Origin of the sequence: Segatella hominis (assembly GCF_019249725.2) — a bacterium.
GTDB lineage: Bacteria > Bacteroidota > Bacteroidia > Bacteroidales > Bacteroidaceae > Prevotella.
Genome location: NZ_CP137559.1, coordinates 3,183,238 through 3,199,724, shown reverse-complemented (window position 1 = coordinate 3,199,724; position 16,487 = coordinate 3,183,238). Strand labels below are relative to the sequence as shown.

14 protein-coding genes and 2 pseudogenes are annotated in these 16,487 nt (G+C 42.9%); 9 read left to right on the top strand and 7 right to left on the bottom strand.

Going from position 1 to position 16,487, the window contains the following annotated elements:
* Window positions 1-85: 85 nt before the first annotated feature.
* From speA to KUA50_RS13005, 4 genes are all read left to right on the top strand, one after another.
* The gene (gene speA / locus KUA50_RS13020) at window positions 86-1,978 is read left to right on the top strand and encodes a biosynthetic arginine decarboxylase (RefSeq protein WP_022109806.1); all 1,893 of its coding nucleotides are present in this window, start codon (window positions 86-88) and stop codon (window positions 1,976-1,978) included.
* An 81-nt stretch (window positions 1,979-2,059) separates the two neighbouring features.
* Window positions 2,060-2,830 (top strand): acetylglutamate kinase, encoded by a 771-nt coding sequence (argB, locus tag KUA50_RS13015; RefSeq protein ID WP_218455842.1) that lies wholly within the window; start codon window positions 2,060-2,062, stop codon window positions 2,828-2,830.
* Between the two features lie 123 nt (window positions 2,831-2,953).
* Entirely contained in the window at window positions 2,954-3,466 is a 513-nt protein-coding gene (locus tag KUA50_RS13010; RefSeq protein WP_022109804.1) for an RNA polymerase sigma factor, read from the top strand.
* Window positions 3,456-3,956, top strand: a complete 501-nt coding sequence (locus KUA50_RS13005) for a hypothetical protein (protein ID WP_022109803.1) — start codon at window positions 3,456-3,458, stop codon at window positions 3,954-3,956. The genes KUA50_RS13010 and KUA50_RS13005 overlap by 11 nt, the downstream gene beginning before the upstream one ends.
* A gap of 140 nt (window positions 3,957-4,096) precedes the next feature.
* On the opposite strand, the gene KUA50_RS13000 is transcribed toward KUA50_RS13005, so the two are convergent.
* The 3 genes and pseudogenes from KUA50_RS13000 to KUA50_RS12990 form a co-directional block, all read right to left on the bottom strand.
* Window positions 4,097-5,089 carry a TraB/GumN family protein gene (locus tag KUA50_RS13000; RefSeq protein ID WP_218455841.1) on the bottom strand — a complete coding sequence of 331 codons (993 nt, stop codon included), beginning with the start codon at window positions 5,087-5,089 and terminating at the stop codon, window positions 4,097-4,099.
* Between the two features lie 453 nt (window positions 5,090-5,542).
* Window positions 5,543-6,201, bottom strand: a pseudogene (locus tag KUA50_RS12995) (glycoside hydrolase family 88 protein); the annotation flags it as partial.
* A 223-nt stretch (window positions 6,202-6,424) separates the two neighbouring features.
* Window positions 6,425-7,147 carry a porin family protein gene (locus KUA50_RS12990; RefSeq protein WP_318346039.1) on the bottom strand — a complete coding sequence of 241 codons (723 nt, stop codon included), beginning with the start codon at window positions 7,145-7,147 and terminating at the stop codon, window positions 6,425-6,427.
* A gap of 256 nt (window positions 7,148-7,403) precedes the next feature.
* Between KUA50_RS12990 and KUA50_RS12985 the strand changes: the two are divergent.
* Window positions 7,404-7,493, top strand: a pseudogene (locus tag KUA50_RS12985) (hypothetical protein); the annotation flags it as partial.
* Window positions 7,494-7,539: 46 nt separating this feature from the next.
* Here KUA50_RS12985 and KUA50_RS12980 read toward each other — a convergent pair.
* The gene (locus KUA50_RS12980) at window positions 7,540-7,827 is read right to left on the bottom strand and encodes a DUF4172 domain-containing protein (RefSeq protein WP_256624083.1); all 288 of its coding nucleotides are present in this window, start codon (window positions 7,825-7,827) and stop codon (window positions 7,540-7,542) included.
* Window positions 7,828-8,029: 202 nt separating this feature from the next.
* Window positions 8,030-8,206, bottom strand: coding sequence for a hypothetical protein (locus tag KUA50_RS12975; protein ID WP_218455839.1), 177 nt, complete (start codon window positions 8,204-8,206; stop codon window positions 8,030-8,032).
* A 371-nt stretch (window positions 8,207-8,577) separates the two neighbouring features.
* Here KUA50_RS12975 and KUA50_RS12970 point away from each other — a divergent pair, with 371 nt between their 5' ends.
* The 4 genes from KUA50_RS12970 (at window position 8,578) to KUA50_RS12955 (ending at window position 14,224) form a co-directional block, all read left to right on the top strand.
* Window positions 8,578-8,871, top strand: a complete 294-nt coding sequence (locus KUA50_RS12970) for a nucleotidyltransferase family protein (protein ID WP_218455838.1) — start codon at window positions 8,578-8,580, stop codon at window positions 8,869-8,871.
* Window positions 8,864-9,238 (top strand): DUF86 domain-containing protein, encoded by a 375-nt coding sequence (locus KUA50_RS12965; RefSeq protein ID WP_218455837.1) that lies wholly within the window; start codon window positions 8,864-8,866, stop codon window positions 9,236-9,238. Before KUA50_RS12970 ends, KUA50_RS12965 begins: the two co-directional genes overlap by 8 nt.
* Window positions 9,239-9,592: 354 nt before the next feature.
* On the top strand, window positions 9,593-11,548 hold the full coding sequence (locus tag KUA50_RS12960; protein ID WP_256624082.1) for a site-specific DNA-methyltransferase: 1,956 nt from the start codon (window positions 9,593-9,595) through the stop codon (window positions 11,546-11,548).
* Window positions 11,549-11,551: 3 nt separating this feature from the next.
* On the top strand, window positions 11,552-14,224 hold the full coding sequence (locus KUA50_RS12955) for a DEAD/DEAH box helicase (RefSeq protein WP_218455836.1): 2,673 nt from the start codon (window positions 11,552-11,554) through the stop codon (window positions 14,222-14,224).
* A gap of 135 nt (window positions 14,225-14,359) precedes the next feature.
* On the opposite strand, the gene KUA50_RS12950 is transcribed toward KUA50_RS12955, so the two are convergent.
* Both KUA50_RS12950 and KUA50_RS12945 read right to left on the bottom strand, forming a co-directional pair.
* Window positions 14,360-15,076: a hypothetical protein gene (locus tag KUA50_RS12950; protein WP_218455835.1), complete on the bottom strand. Its 717-nt coding sequence runs from the start codon at window positions 15,074-15,076 to the stop codon at window positions 14,360-14,362.
* A gap of 97 nt (window positions 15,077-15,173) precedes the next feature.
* Window positions 15,174-16,439, bottom strand: a complete 1,266-nt coding sequence (locus KUA50_RS12945) for an ATP-binding protein (protein ID WP_218455834.1) — start codon at window positions 16,437-16,439, stop codon at window positions 15,174-15,176.
* Window positions 16,440-16,487 lie beyond the last annotated feature (48 nt).

The following is a 16,487-nucleotide window of genomic DNA, read 5'->3' as shown; positions in this document are numbered from 1 at the left end:
CTCAGAAAAAGGTAGCTTACCTTTATCACGTCAATATCAAAACAACATTTATAATACAGACTAATAGCAAGAACAAGAACAGAAAATGAAGAAATGGACTATTGAAGACTCGAAGGAGCTCTACAACATCAGCGGTTGGGGCACTTCTTACTTTGGCATCAACGAAAAGGGTGATGTCTATGTAACTCCATGCAAGGACAATACGCAGATAGACCTGCGCGACATCATGGACGAGTTGGCTTTACGGGACATCAACGCTCCTGTATTGCTCCGTTTCCCAGACATCCTCGACAACCGCATTGAGAAGACAGCCAGCTGTTTTCAGAAAGCCAAGGAAGAGTATGGATACAAGGGAGAAAACTTTGTCATCTATCCTATCAAGGTAAACCAGATGCAGCCTGTCGTGGAGGAAATCATCTCTCACGGTAAGAAGTTCAACCTCGGACTGGAGGCGGGTTCCAAACCAGAACTTCATGCCGTCATTGCCGTGCAGGCTCAGAGCGACTCGCTCATCATCTGCAACGGTTACAAGGACGAGAGTTATATCGAACTTGCCTTGCTGGCACAGAAGATGGGCAAGCGCATCTTCATCGTGGTGGAGAAACTCAACGAGCTGGACATCATCGCCAAGGTGGCTAACAAACTCAATGTAAAACCCAACATCGGCATCCGCATCAAGCTCGCTTCTTCAGGCTCTGGCAAATGGGCAGAGAGTGGTGGCGATGCATCGAAGTTCGGTTTGACAAGTGCCGAACTCCTTACCGCCCTCAACAAGATAGAGGAGATGGGCTTCCACGACTGCCTGCGCCTCATCCACTTCCACATCGGAAGCCAGATTACCAAGATCCGCCGTATCCAGACTGCCCTCCGCGAAGCAGCACAGTTCTATATCAACCTCCACAAGATGGGCTACAATGTAGATTTCGTAGATTGTGGTGGTGGTCTTGGCGTGGATTACGACGGCACCCGCTCTTCCAGCAGCGAAAGTTCCGTGAACTACTCCATCCAGGAATATGTGAACGACTGTGTCTATACCTTCGTGGATGCAGCCAACAAGAATAATATCGAGCATCCTAACCTCATCACCGAGAGTGGCCGTTCGCTTTCAGCCCACCACTCCGTATTGGTCATCGACGTATTGGAGACCGCTTCCCTGCCGGAAATGCCAGAGGAGTTTGAGGCAAAGGAAACCGACCACCAGTTGGTCAAGGACCTGTATGAGATATGGGACAATCTGAATCCGCGCAACATGCTGGAAGACTGGCATGATGCAGAGCAGATACGTGAAGAGGCATTGCAGCTCTTCTCTCACGGCATCGTAGATCTGAAGACCCGTGCAGAGATTGAGGCGATGTACTGGAGCGTGTGCCACGAAATCAACAGTCTTTCCAAGCACATGAAGCATGTACCGGAGGAACTCAGAGGATTGGACAAGATTCTTGCAGACAAGTATTTCTGCAACTTCTCCCTGTTCCAGAGCCTGCCAGACAGTTGGGCCATCGACCAGCTCTTCCCTATCATGCCTATCCAGCGCCTGGACGAGCGTCCTACCCGTAATGCCACCTTGCAGGACATCACCTGCGACAGCGACGGCAAGATAGCGAATTTCGTGACCGATGGTCATATCGGCAACGTACTCCCACTTCATCCATTGAAGAAGAACGAGCCATACTATCTCGGTGTGTTCCTCGTAGGAGCTTATCAGGAAATTCTGGGAGATATGCACAATCTCTTCGGCGACACCAATGCTGCCCATATCTCTGTAAAGGACGGCAAGTACTGCATCGACCAGATATTCGACGGCGAGACCGTGGAAGAGGTTTTGGACTACGTTCAGTACAATCCTAAGAAACTCGTCCGCCAGTTGGAGCAGTGGGTGACCAAGAGTGTGAAGGAAGGCAAGATTTCGCTCGATGAAGGCAAGGAATTCTTGGGCACCTATCGCAATGGTCTCTTCGGATACACTTATCTTCAGTAAGTGAAGAGTGAAGAACGAAGAGTGAAAAATTCAATTGCTTTTCTATTAAACATTAAACACTACACATTAAACATTATAACAATGGAAAAAGTAACAGTAGTAAAGGTAGGCGGTGCCATTGTAGAAGACAGCGAGCAGTTGGCACAGCTCCTGAAGGATTTCGCAGCCATTCCTGGCAAGAAGGTATTGGTGCATGGCGGTGGTCGCCGTGCCACCAAGGTAGCTGCAGCCCTTGGCATCGAGAGCAAGATGGTGAACGGTCGCCGTATCACCGATGCAGACATGCTGGAAGTGGTGACCATGGTTTATGGTGGACTGGTCAACAAAAACCTGGTGGCAAAACTCCAGGCAAACGGTGTGAATGCATTAGGTCTGACAGGAGCCGATATGGATGTCATCCACAGTCATAAGCGCCCATTGAAGGACGGTATCGACTTCGGCTTTGTAGGCGATGTGGAACGTGCCAACGGCAAGATGCTTCAGACATTGCTGGAAGAAAACATCACCCCAGTAATGGCTCCGCTGACCCATGACGGCAAGGGCAATATCCTCAATACCAATGCCGACACCATCGCCAGCGAGACCGCCAAGGCACTGGCACCTTACTACGATGTGACATTGATATACAGTTTTGAAAAGAAAGGCGTACTCAGCAATCCAGACGATGACGATAGCGTGATTCCAGTGATTACCCACGCCGATTTTGAGAGATACAAAGCAGACGGAACCGTAGCAGGTGGCATGATTCCAAAATTGGAGAATGCACTCGCAGCCATCGATGCAGGAGTAAAGGAAGTGATTATCACCCTCGCTACTGCCATTGACGGAAAGCACGGAACGGTGATTAAGTAAAGAGTGAAGAACGAAGAGTGAAGAATTCATTTGCCCTTCATTTCTTAATAAGAGTTAAAAATAGAAATAATTTAAGATTGGTTGTAACTTTCTTATAACATAGTCGTCATTGATAATAGAGGGATGAAAGAAATCAGTTTCCGAAACGATGTTTTGCCACTGAAGAATAAACTCTTCAGACTGGCTCTGCGCATTACTCTCAACAGAGAGGAAGCAGAAGATGTCGTGCAGGATACAATGATTAAAGTCTGGAACGCCCGCGAAAGATGGCAGGATTTGGAATCCATCGAGGCATTCAGCCTAACCATTGCCCGCAATCTCTCGCTCGATCGCATCAAAAAGAAAGAAAATCAGAATGATTCGATAGAAAACGAGAAGATAGAGCAGCCAGACACCGCTTCTACCCCATCCGAGCGAATGATTCAGAAAGACAAGCTGGACATCGTGAGGAAAATGATAGACGAGCTGCCAGAGAAACAGCGCTCCTGCCTGCAACTGAGAGATATCGAAGGAAAAGCATACAGGGAAATAGCTGAAATCCTGGAAATAACCGAGGAACAAGTAAAAGTAAATATCTTCAGAGCTCGTCAGACAGTAAAACAAAGATTTCAACAATTCGACAGATATGGATTATAAGTACATCAACCAACTTTTGGAACGCTACTGGAAGTGCGAGACCTCTTTGGAAGAAGAGAACATCCTCCGCACATTCTTCAGCCAGGATGAACTTCCTGCCGAGCTGGAGCCGTATAAGTCTCTCTTTGCCTATGAGTTGAGCGAGACCAAGAACGAGGCTTTGGGAGAGGAGTTCGACCAGAAGATGATGGCTATGATCGAAGATGAATACACCAAGGAGCCTAACAAGGCAAAGGTTGTATCGCTGACAGAGCGCCTGAAGCCATTATTCAAGGCTGCCGCTGTCGTAGCCATCTTCCTCACTTTGGGCAATGCTGCTCAGGTTCCATTCCAGGAAGATTCTCAGAATGTTGAAAACGTGGGAGTTATCAAGGCGACAAGAGGCGCTTCTGTTGCATTGAGTGGAGATTCTGCCAAGGTAGATTCCATGCAGCACACCAGCATCGACAAAATGACTGTTGATCAAGCCTCTCCCACCATATTAAAGTAGTAATTTCTATGCTTTCTCTATATAAAAAGAATCATGTTTAGTAAAACAATTCGAAACTGTGAAGTTTCATTTCTCTCAAATTTTTCATAACATACTAACGTAATAGGGCTGCCAGAATATTCTGGCAGCCCAACTTATTTTTATTCACTTCTTACAGGTTGCACAACATATCCTTTATCTCGCAACAAGGATATCAAGCCTTTATCTCCTGGGAGATGCATCACTCCAACGGCTATCAAACAAGCCCTATCCTTTAAATGACCTTCTATCTTTTTCAACCATTTGATATTTCTTTCGGCTACCATTTTCGAGTCATCCACTCCTTTGGGAATTAAAGACTGACTATGGGTATATAGCTTCTCTAATTCACCAGACAAATACATTTCATGGCAAGGTACTGAAGCCGACACCTTTTCAATTTGAGAAATCACATTATATAAATCCACAGCTTGCTCTTTCAAACTCTTATGGTATTCGGCAGTATCCCTTATTGTTTCTACCATTGTCCTTGCCAATTCCTCATAAGTTTCCAATCCAAAAACTTTAATATTCTTCTGCAATGCATCACGATATAGACAATCATCAACACTTACAGCCTTAACATTCCCCTTTATCTTCATCAATCGAAGGCGCTCCACCCAGTATGCAGGTTTAAATTGCACATAAGAAGATCGGTGCAACTTTTCGCAGAAAAAGTTATCTACAAGCCGAAACTGCTCTTCATTATCATATAAACCATGATAGCTTTCACCTTGAGGCAACGTATTATAATCGCTTGCTTCATCTGCTTTCATAAAGACAGAAGCAGATGCCATACAATCAGCAACAACAGCAGAATCATTAAAATTTTTACTCTGCTCAAGATACATACAAGACACATCCTCTAAGACCTCATCCAACTGAGGAAACGCCGTGAAGATTTCTTTCTGTGTAAAGTTATGCCCGCCACCATGCATCGTACCAAACAAGTATGATTTGTGCGACAATCCGTTACCAGATATTTCCCACAGCATACCATCCTTCTGGCTGTTCAATTTCACTTTCGAGCAACCTCGACATCCACTACAGAAACATACCGCAAAGAATAAAACCAGCAAGCCAAGAAGGCTTCCTCCTTTTCTATTTTTCTTCATTTTCTTAAAATTTAAACCATACTAAATAACGTAAGGAATACGTTATTTAGTATATATACATGAAACTAATGTCCTTTCATACTTTCGCAATATTTCTGCATACCCAATTCAAACCCTGTGCAGGTAAAATTCGGAAGGAAATAATTACAAAGAAGGATATATCATATCGTTTATATATCTATCATATGGAATCTATTAGGAGAATAGACTTAGATTGAATAACATATACATAATTCTGCCACAGACCTCTTATCCGAAGACTGATTATTTGTCATTCCCACTTGTGAGAAAGCAAGAGCAGGCATCAAAAGAAGCAAAATTGCACTGAGTTCAGTGCAATTCTTTATAAAAAGTGCACTAAAACCGGTGCATTTTCATAAAATATATGTATCTTTGCAGCATATTCATCAATTTAAAGCAAATAATTATGAAACAGCTACAAGCAACATTTTTCTTGCCACTCTGGTATCGGTCTGTACTCAACTGAGCCAAAGACTGCAAGGCAAACAGCTTATACTCCTCACCTTTCTCACCTCCCACATACTGCTGGAGTTCCAACAAGGCATCTGCCACAACACAAGCAGCACTGGCGTCCTTAGGAGCGCCACCTTTCACCCCACGAGGATCATCCATATCCCAGAGAGGAACGAGATCATCGCTCGTTTCCTTCAATCGCTTGATATAGATGTCGGTCACTTTCTGAGCGAAGTCCAGGAATACCCTGTTGTGCGTATAGCGATAAACCATCGTATAGCCGTAGATGGCCCAGCTCTGTCCTCTTGCCCACATCGAATGGTCAGCATAGCCCTGATGGGTCACACCTTTGATGAGATCGCCATTGATGGTATCATATACTGCCACATGATAGCAGCTGCCTTGCGTACAGCCTCATCCTTGGTGTTCTGATAATCCATCCAGAGAATGCCCGGCCAGAATCCGTCGCACCACTCCTCAGGAGTTGCCTTGCGGCAGTTCCATCCCTTCAGTCTGTCGCCCTTCAGGATATTGCGCGGTTCCATCGAGAAGTCATAACAGCCATCCTTCTGGCGCAATTCATCCAAGGCTCTACTCACTTGCTTGTGGCAATATTCTAATTGCTTATCCACATCAAGCACCCACATCTTGTCTGCCGCAGAGTTCTTATCCGAAGCCTGATGATTTGCCATTCCCGCTTGCGAGAAGGCAAGAGCAGACATCAAAAAAAGTATTCTTCCTATTTTCATCGTTATTGTTTATTATTAATACGAATCAAATAAGAAGAATACTTATTAACAAATTCTTTTGGATGCAATAAATGATTGATTTTCCCTGCATCAGGGGATTAAGAGAGAAGAATTACAGCGTAAAACGATAGCCCACAGAAACCGTAAAGGCATTCGTCTTAGACTGGCTTGGCATATTGGCCATCTTATCCACCTTGCTCAATCCTAACTGATATCTCGCATCCAATATCACATTCTGATACTCGTAAGCCACGCCAATCGGAATAGCAACATCACATTTCTTAGCTGGCCATTTCTCATCAAAGGATTCTTTCTCCTCATACACCGAATGGCCGGAATTATCAATCGTAATTTCCGAAGAATCCCCCTTATATTTAGCATCACCCAAGAGGAAGCCAGCCTGTACGCCCAGTAGCAAAGCCAACTGGCGTGTGACGTAGGCCTTCACCATCAGAGGCACTTGAATATAGTTCAGATCCACGTGCTGGTTGTTGTACCCCGTCAGCACCGTCTTGCCATTATCCTTACTTTCCGTCTGATAACTTGGCCATCGGAAACCCTGTTTGGCATAATAAGCTCCCAAGCTGATGCCCACCTGTTCAGTAGCCCGATATTCGAAGTCAACACCGCCCATAAATCCAGCTTGATATTTGGATTTCATATAGTCAGCATTTTCTTCAGTCGTGAAATAGATTTTATTATTACTCCAATTAGAGAGCACCACACCAATGCGAGGGATAACAGATATTTTCCCCACAGGATTTTCTACATCTTGCGCCACGGCTGCCATTACAGAAAGCACCATCAAGGCGACTGCCATCATATACTTTTTCATACTATTCATATTTTGAGAATGATTATATAAGAAAAACGGCACAATTCCATAAATATTGCATCAAGAATCTGCAATTTTTCTTATGACGCATTCCCCATATTTCTTAAGTTTCTTATTCGTTATGCAAACGAAGCTGATTATCCAAGCAAGTAACTTTAGTTAAAGTTCAATAATAAATATCACTTTAATTATCAGACATTTGGAAATATCTTTGAAAAAGATTATCTTTGTGCAAGATATTTCTAACGCAAAGCTTATGGAATTTAAGAAACTCATAGATAGAGGGGCAGAATTAGAGCGAATGAATGAAGCCCTTCATAGAGAAGATACTCAGTTTATCGTCATTTATGGTAGGCGTAGAATCGGTAAGTCAGAGCTTATCAAACGCATCGTCAAAGCACGGCATAAGGCGATTGTTTGGCAATCTGTCGAGCCACAGAAGAGCGCACACTATCCCTATTCAAGTTCTCACCCTCTATCCTTGCCGAATGCACGATTTCTTGTGTTAAGGAGTCGAGCATGGATTGGTTTCGCTCCTCGAAACCAAACATGGAAAGCCTGCCCAGCAACTTTCCCCTCAGCATATTCACTTCTGCCAAGCTATTGCTAAAACAGGCATTGTCCCAAGTCATGTGAGGCCAATCCTCTTGCTGCCAAATATACATTGTTGCTTCCCTCATAATTGATTCTTTTGGCGAAAATATAAAACATTTTAGCGGATTATGCAAGTTTTGCGGAGATTATTCGCATTATTCTCCGCATTTTTGCGGAGAATAGGAGAAAATAGCATCGCTATAGCGACTAAATCGAGTAGAAAAAAGCCCCGACTACCCAATGGGCAACCGAGACTTTCACTATCACTACGATAAAACTAACAATTCTTTATTTTACAGGAACAAATCGCAGGGCTGCACGCTCTACCTTGAGTACTTCCATCCCTCTGGTCCATACCTTGCCGTCAGGCGACTGCAAGGTTTGCTGGGCATACACTTGCTCTACTACGCCCCATATTAAAAACAAGAAGAGCAAAACACCTTTCATTCGATTTTTACATGTCATATTCCTTATTGTTTTGTTTCGTTATTACTTTATCATCGTTTCCATCCCTATAGCGGAGCTTTTTAGTCCCTACTAGGGATGAGGCTCAATCGCTAGTAGGGACTAAAAGGCGACACTATTGGGTGTGTCTATCGCTTATATGGATAATACGTACTAAATGGACTTATTACTTAAAACGAATGATAAATGAAAATATTTCCCTCATTTATGCGAGAGTTTAGAAAAAAGTTTGTATTTTTGCAGTGGGTTCGTAATGAAGCATCTTACAAGATAAAATCACGTAACCGAGAAGTCATCTTCAAGGGCATCGAGCTATCATGCTATTACGAATGGTATGAAAGAGTGAAATATAGGACATAAATATTATAACAATGAAGACGACATCTGAAATACTAAACCTTTTGAAGTCGTACAAGAATATCGCTACTTCAAAATATGGATTGACAAAGATTGGCATCTTTGGCTCAGTAGCTCGTGGTGAACAGACTGACGAGAGTGATGTTGACGTTTGTTACGAAGGCAAGGCTCCTTCTTTCTTGACATTAGACTTGATACAAACCGACTTGGAAAAGTTGTTTGGAGCCAAGGTCGATATGGTTAGGGTAAGAGACAGGATGAATGGCTTGCTTAAACAAAGAATCATGAAGGAGGGGATTTATGTTTGATAAAGAGATGGTATTGGATAGCTTGCAGAATATTCGTTCGGCACTCCAAATGATACAAGAACGTACTAAGCCCATCAAATGCTCCGATGACTTCGTCACTTCTCCAAGTGGTACACTTCGCTTGGATGCAGTCTGCATGAACCTCATAGCCTTGGGGGAAGCTGTCAAAGGACTTGACAAGATGACCAAAGGAGAATTTCTTCCCAATTATCCACAGATTTATTGGAGTGGAGTCATGCGTATGCGTGACAAGATAGCCCATCACTATTTTGAAGTTGACCCAGAGATCGTCTTTGTCACTATTCAAGAGAACATTCCACCGATGATTCTAGTCATTGAACAGATGATAAGAGACATCAAGAAATAACATAAGACATTAAAATGTATAACCATTTAAAAGTAGAATAAGAAACAGACAGAAACAAAGAAACATTGACATAACATATTGAAGTAATCATAATTACGCGTTTACTATTTATTCGGAACATCCTTGAAATTTGGCGATAGATAAGATGTTAATCCAATAGAATAAGTTCGTAAATGCCCATGCTATAGCGTGGGCTGAACTTATCTTGGATTAACGGGCCACGCCAAATGCCTAAGGATGTAGATAAGGGAAGCTCACGCTTCTTTTATGCTCCATCTTTAGGCATTTGTTCGTTTAAAAAGCCCGTTTTTTCTGACAAGATAGTTCTACGCTCCTTTTTAGCTATAGCACATTATGCCAACACTTAATTGGATAGGAAAAGACAAAGTGGTGGGGCATCATAATGATGTACCCTATCATGTATTGGAACATCAATACGGTTATTCTGCCGAAAAAGGGCAGACAACAGAACCAACCCATAGTGGCAACATGATTATCCATGGAGATAATCTGTTGGCACTCAAATCTCTCATGCCCATGTATGAAGGGCGAATCAAGTGCATCTACATCGACCCACCTTATAATACTGGCAATGAGAACTGGGTTTATAATGATAATGTCAACGACCCACATATCAAGAAGTGGCTGGGTGAAGTAGTGGGCAAAGAAGGAGAAGACTTGAGCCGACACGACAAGTGGCTCTGCATGATGTATCCTCGTCTCGTATTGATGAAGAAGTTATTAAGCGAGGATGGTGCTTTAATTATAAGCATTGGATTCCATGAATTCATTTCATTAATAACTATACTTAAAGAGCTCTTCTCTACAAAACAAATCGTTACGATAACAGTACAAACATCAGGAGGGAAACCATCTGGAGGTTTCAACTATCAACACGAATATCTAATATTTGTTGTAGATAAAGAGTTCAAACCGTTAATTATAGATTTCTGTGGAGGTACTAATCGGCCTCCTTTTGAAGGTATGACACTAAGCACGTTCAATAAAGCAGAGCGTCCAAACCAAACATATCCAATATTTATCAATAAAAAGACTGGAAAATTCGAAGGTTGTGGAAAATCTATAAAAGAACTGCAAGATGAAGGCTATGAGCAAGATTATATTGACAAATATGTTTATAACTATTCAACAGCTCCTCATGATTGTGTGGCCATTTGGCCAATTACCAGCAAAGGAAAAGAATGCGTATGGAGACTCATACCAAAACGCATTAAACAAGATTACGAACTTGGCTATATTAAAATAACACCTAACATTATAAAAACAAGCAAGAATCTATACAGTATTCAATACCTGCCTGATGGTGTTATAAATAAAATAAATAAAGGCATACTTTCTGTAATCAGCCGAGACAATATAAACAAGACGCTTGAACTCAGTGACAACTCTACTGAGGGGAAACAGATTCCTACAATTTGGACAGAAAAAGCCTTCTACACGGTTAAAGGTTCATCCTTATTAAAAGAAATCTTGCCTGAAGCAGAAAAGAAATTCAATTATCCCAAGCCTATAGCACTAATCAAATCTGTCATTCAAATCATATGCAACTCTGAGGACATCGTATTGGATAGCTTTGCTGGAAGTGGCACAACAGGACACACCATCATTGATTTAAATAAATCATTAGACTATGAATTAAATTTCATATTAATCGAAATGATGGATTATGCAAACAACATTACTGCCGAGCGTATGCGCCGCGCCATTTCAGGCTATCCCTTCAAGGGCAAGAAAGAAGAGGAAATTTACAGCAAGAAACTGACAGCCAAGAACATCCTCAAAGCCGAAGAGTTTTTGAAAGAAGCCGAAAGCATCTCTATTGAAAAGGCCAACGAATATACCAAGATTAGCAAGCCAAAGATTGCAGACAACTGCCTGAAAGTAATCGGCACGAAAATATATGATGACAAAATGGAAGGCTTAGGCGGTGCATTCGACTATTACGAATTAGGTGTCCCACTCTTCAACGAAGATGGCAACTTGAACGAGGAGGTCGGCATAGACAAGATAAGAGAATACATATACTATGCCGAGACCAAGCAGCCTCTCTTACGCCAACAAGACAAGGACGAAGAATTCCTACTCGACGAGTGCAACCGAGCAGGCTATTACTTCTATTATCAAACAGACAAGGCAACAACACTAAGCTACGCAACATTGGCAAACATCGTAAAAAACAAGCACGAGATGTACATCATCTACGCCGACCGTTGTTTGCTCGATGAGAAGTTCATGACTGAGCATCACATCAAGTTCAAGAAGATACCACGTGACATTAAACGATTTTAGATTATGGAATTAAAACAATATCAGCAAGCAGTCCTCAACGACCTTGCCCAATACATAGATATCCTAAAGGAGCAAGAAAGTAACCACAAGGCTTTCTCTACCTACTGGAAGCAAAATGGCATTACCCTCCAACAAGGTGAGGAGACCTTTCATCCCTATTGCGACACCATGAATGGAGCTCCAAACATGACGATAAAAGTACCTACCGCAGGAGGTAAGACTTTTATCGCCTGCAATGCCATACGCACTATCTTCGACGCAATGCCTGTGAATAGGACTAAAGTCGTAGCATGGTTTGTACCTTCAGACACAATACTCAAACAGACATACGAGAATCTAAAGAATCCACAACATCCTTATCGTCAAAGAATTGATACGCTCTTCAATGGAAGAGTTGAAGTGTATGACAAGCAAGCCCTTCTATTCGGTCAAAACTTCAACCCAACTATCATAAAAGAGCAACTGAGTATTTTCGTATTGAGCATCCAATCATTTGCCACGAAAGCCACAGACAAGCGATTAGTGTATAACGAAAATGAGAATCTTGCCGAGTTTGCCAAGACCTACTCTCCTAACGAGAAACATATCGAAGGTGCCGACGAGACCTCACTCATTCAAGTCATCGCCCATCTCAATCCCGTCACGATTATCGACGAGAGCCATAACTTCGAGGGTGACCTGCGCATCGATACGCTTACCAACATCAACCCTTGCTTCGTGCTCAACCTAACGGCAACCCCATGCAACAAGAGCAACATCATCAGTTTTGTTGACCCAGCAAGCCTGAAAAGAGAAAACATGGTCAAACTCCCTGTCATGGTGAGCAACTACCAGAATCATATAGATGTAATCAATAGCGCCATAGCCCTCAGAAAGAACTTGGAAGACAAAGCCAAAAGCGAAGAGACGAATGGCGGTGACTATATTCGTCCTATCGTCCTTTTCCAAGCACAACCCAAGAATGACGAAGACAGCGTAACCTTCTCCAACATCAAGGCTAAACTCGTGAAAGCAGGAATCCCAAATGAGGAAATCAAGATAAAGACAGCCAATCAAAATGAGCTGAAAGGCATCGACTTGATGAGCCGAGAATGTCCTGTGAGATACATCATCACAGTCAATGCCTTGAAAGAAGGATGGGATTGTCCGTTCGCCTACATCTTGGCATCGGTAGCCAATCGCTCTTCCAAGATTGACGTGGAACAAATATTAGGCCGTGTCTTGCGCCAGCCTTACACGAGACAGCATGGCAGCGTCTTGCTCAACATGTCGTATGTACTCACATCATCCACCAACTTCCACACCACCATCGACAATGTGGTGGAAAGCCTGAGAATGTCGGGGTACAGCCGTCGTGACTATATCGCAAACGACACGACGACAAACAAGACGGATGTTCCAAATGAACCTATGCTAAACTTCAGAAACGACGAAGCTCTAAAACTTGGCTGTGTTAACGATCCCAAGAATGACGAGACAGCCCAAGAAGAGCTATCCGAATGGAACTTTAAAGCAGAAGATATCAACATACCATCTACCTCACAACAAAAAGCGATACCAGAAGACTCCGCCACCATTTCACTCATGAAACAGGCGGAAGAAATGAGCCGAACTTACGAACGGCAAGTGAAGGAATCCACCAATAGTGGAATAAGCGAAGAAATCATGCAAAAGACAAACATATTCCCTATCAGAAAAAACTACGAAGATTTAGCAGAGAGTATCTTATTGCCCAAGTTCTATGTCAATACCGAAAAAGACTATGGGATATTCGGTACAAGCAGCACCAAGATTCTCGTTACTCCAGAAGTATTGCTCGAAGGCTTCAATCTCTCGGCAGAAGACCGTCACATCGAATTCAACTATAACACTTCCAACATCAGAAGGATTGACATTGACAAGAACAACGAGAATGACATCACCGCTTTTGCAGTCAAGGAGAAAGAGGCCTTTGAATTAGAAAACTTCTATGGCAACATCCAAGACAAGAATAGCATTATCGTTCAGTTGTCTAAGTCCATCAGAGATATGACGCAAGACAACAGCATATCTGACGGTGAATTGCATACCTACATTACAAACGTGCTTCAAGATTACGACTTGTCGCACCTCCAAATGTTAGGAAAAAACTTGAATGAGACCGTACAGTCGTTCAAGAGCAAAGTCAAGGCTCTCAAAATATCTTATGCCAAAAGAATATTTGAGGACAGGATACGCTCAGGACAAATCTCTTTGCAAGAGACAGAGCACCTACCTAATGAGATTGTATTGAGCAAAGACAAGGCACCAGCCATTGAGAAGAAAATGTATCAAGAGGAAGAAGGCTTCAATGGGTTTGAGAGAACAGTCATTGAGCAGGTAATCAGCCTTGACTGCGTAAAATGCTGGCATCGCAATCAAGAAAGAGGGAAAGGTTTCTGCATCAATGGTTTTATCAATGCTTATCCTGATTTTATCATTATTCTCAACAATGGCGTCACAGTCATGTTAGAGACCAAGGGCAATCATCTTGATGGTTCTGACAGCCAGAACAAGTTGGCTTGTGGAGATACATGGTCTAAGTTGGCTGGAGCTAAATTCTACTATTTTATGGTATTTGAGAATTCCCCCATAGAAGGAGCGGTAAGTGTCAATACTTTCATCAACAATCTCCAGCAATTAGGGGCTAATCAATAGAGAGCATCGACCTGCAACTCTATCACAAGTATTCCCTTGCTCACGAGAAGAAATCGCCTTTATAATGGCTTGGCTATACAACAAAGACAATCCCTATAGCGATGATAAACCATTGCTATAGGGATTGCTTAAAAATTAATTAGAAAGGCTAACTTTTCCATTCTCTGAGCAGACGATGCGCTGCTCAGCTCCATTCTTCAGTTTCACGATGATGCCCACGGCACCCTGCTCACTTGGCGTAAAGTAATCTACCGATGCGATATCGCCAGGTTCTGTATCAGAACTTGGTTCATATACGCAGACGAAAGGATGATTCCACGCCTCACCTTTCTGGCGAGCCACGAAGGTCAATACCGGCTGGTCGATTACCTTATAAGGCTGGTTAGGCATACGCTCGTATTCCAGGTTGGCAGGAGAGAGCGCCTGGAAAATGGTGCGGTTTTCATCCGCCTTCATCCACATCGTCATCGTTATCTCCTTCTGGTTATCCATCGCTGCCACCACCTTTTCATCTTCTATCTTGGTTACGAACTGGGTCTTTACAGAAGAGGTCATTTCGGCACTCACCTTATTATATATATAGGAATAAGCATAGAGATGACCACCGGCAAAGGCGAGTTCCTCGGTAGGCTTCATATCGAGCGCCTTACCGCTTGCAGCATCCATCACCTTCATCTCCTGTCCCAGGTTGTGATAGAAGTAATCGTGGGTCTTGTCGCCCCCTTCCTTCTTTCGGCTGCGGAATACATCGATGTAATAACCGCCCTTATCGCTGGTCTTCACAATGGCGGTGGTTCGCTGCTGCTCTGCCTGTGTTTCTGGCTCAAGGAAGCTTACAGTAGCATAGGTCATCTTTCCTTTTGTTTTACTAATAATACGATTGGGAAGGAGGAATTACGTAGCCTTTTATAGAGTTCTTAATTGTGTTAAAAATACTTCTTCTATAAGGTTATTCTGTTAACCACTTCCAGATAGGAAAGACTTCTATGGTTATGCCATCTTCCTCAATGATTTCTTCTTCATCGTATGTTATGATGATGGCTTTCCTGATAGGATAAACCTTATTTAGGGCGATGAGTGCTGCTACTTCTCGCTTCCGGGTATCCATATCTTCAAGACTGAAGGAAGCCTGTATCGCCAGTCCTTCATCTGGAACGTAGAAATCCACTTCTATGTTCTGGTTGTAATAATACAGTTTCGGCATCTCATAGTTTCTGTTGTATTTCTTATGCAAGGTGATGGCGCATAGATTTTCCAACAAAGGCGACTTTGAGTCAGTAAGAAAGATGCTCAGCAAACCATTATCAGTAAAGTAATGCTTCTTGGCAGTTTCCTTTTCAGCAAATTTAGAGGCATAGTTGTCTAACGTAAATAAGAGACAAGCCTCTTTGGTGTATCGGATGTAGTCAATCATGGAGGCAGTATTGGTAGAAACGCCGGCACTCTTTACCATGTTGGCAAGTCTGTTGTAGGCAGTTGGTTGCATGATATTATCGGCAAGCCGCTTGATGGCAAGTCGTAAAGCATGATCATTCTTGATATTGTTTCTCTGCACCACATCGCCCAACACGATTTTCTCATAGAGTCCATTCAGCCAATGACGTTTGTTCTTATAAAGAAGAAGTTCCGGGAAACCTCCCCATTTGAAGTATTCCGAAAAGAGTTGCTGTACTATATTTTTTTGCTTGCCATACTGCCAGTTCTCTTCGAGCGTAACGCCTTTGGCAACCAGATATTCTTTGAAAGAGAAAGGAAAAACCTTTTCGTCAAAGTAACGGGCTCCCAGAGTTGTGGCGATGTCACGGCTCAGCATCTTGGCATTGGAACCCGTGATGAATACCCTATATTTCTGATTGGCAAGACGGCGTGCAAAGTGCTCCCATCCCTCGATATTCTGAATCTCATCGAAGAATAGGATAGGTTTATAGGAGTACATGGTATTGTATGCCTGCAGAATCAGGTCAAAGTCTTCCACTTTCATTCCGTAGAGGCGTTCGTCGTCAAAGTTGATATAGACGAATTCCCTGATGTCGTGCCCTTCGGCAAGGAATTGTTTGGCACGCTGATAGAGCAGATAAGACTTTCCTGCCTGACGGATACCTACAAGCACATATCTTCCCTGCTCCTCAAAGTCGAAAGGTCTCTGATAGAGTTCTATCTCCTGTATTTCGTTTTGTCCCTCCTTGATGAGAGTCTTGAAAACTTCTTTTTGCATGGTTCTATCTATTTGATTACCGTGCAAATATACGACTTTTATTTTTTG

Excerpts from the sequence above, each read along its gene's own strand:
- speA (WP_022109806.1), top strand. The coding sequence starts at position 86 with ATGAAGAAATGGACTATTGAAGACTCGAAGGAGCTCTACAACATCAGC.
- argB (WP_218455842.1), top strand. The coding sequence starts at position 2,060 with ATGGAAAAAGTAACAGTAGTAAAGGTAGGCGGTGCCATTGTAGAAGAC.
- KUA50_RS13010 (WP_022109804.1), top strand. The coding sequence starts at position 2,954 with ATGAAAGAAATCAGTTTCCGAAACGATGTTTTGCCACTGAAGAATAAA.
- KUA50_RS13005 (WP_022109803.1), top strand. The coding sequence starts at position 3,456 with ATGGATTATAAGTACATCAACCAACTTTTGGAACGCTACTGGAAGTGC.
- KUA50_RS13000 (WP_218455841.1), bottom strand. The coding sequence starts at position 5,089 with ATGAAGAAAAATAGAAAAGGAGGAAGCCTTCTTGGCTTGCTGGTTTTA.
- KUA50_RS12990 (WP_318346039.1), bottom strand. The coding sequence starts at position 7,147 with ATGAAAAAGTATATGATGGCAGTCGCCTTGATGGTGCTTTCTGTAATG.
- KUA50_RS12980 (WP_256624083.1), bottom strand. The coding sequence starts at position 7,827 with ATGAGGGAAGCAACAATGTATATTTGGCAGCAAGAGGATTGGCCTCAC.
- KUA50_RS12975 (WP_218455839.1), bottom strand. The coding sequence starts at position 8,206 with ATGACATGTAAAAATCGAATGAAAGGTGTTTTGCTCTTCTTGTTTTTA.
- KUA50_RS12970 (WP_218455838.1), top strand. The coding sequence starts at position 8,578 with ATGAAGACGACATCTGAAATACTAAACCTTTTGAAGTCGTACAAGAAT.
- KUA50_RS12965 (WP_218455837.1), top strand. The coding sequence starts at position 8,864 with ATGTTTGATAAAGAGATGGTATTGGATAGCTTGCAGAATATTCGTTCG.
- KUA50_RS12960 (WP_256624082.1), top strand. The coding sequence starts at position 9,593 with ATGCCAACACTTAATTGGATAGGAAAAGACAAAGTGGTGGGGCATCAT.
- KUA50_RS12955 (WP_218455836.1), top strand. The coding sequence starts at position 11,552 with ATGGAATTAAAACAATATCAGCAAGCAGTCCTCAACGACCTTGCCCAA.
- KUA50_RS12950 (WP_218455835.1), bottom strand. The coding sequence starts at position 15,076 with ATGACCTATGCTACTGTAAGCTTCCTTGAGCCAGAAACACAGGCAGAG.
- KUA50_RS12945 (WP_218455834.1), bottom strand. The coding sequence starts at position 16,439 with ATGCAAAAAGAAGTTTTCAAGACTCTCATCAAGGAGGGACAAAACGAA.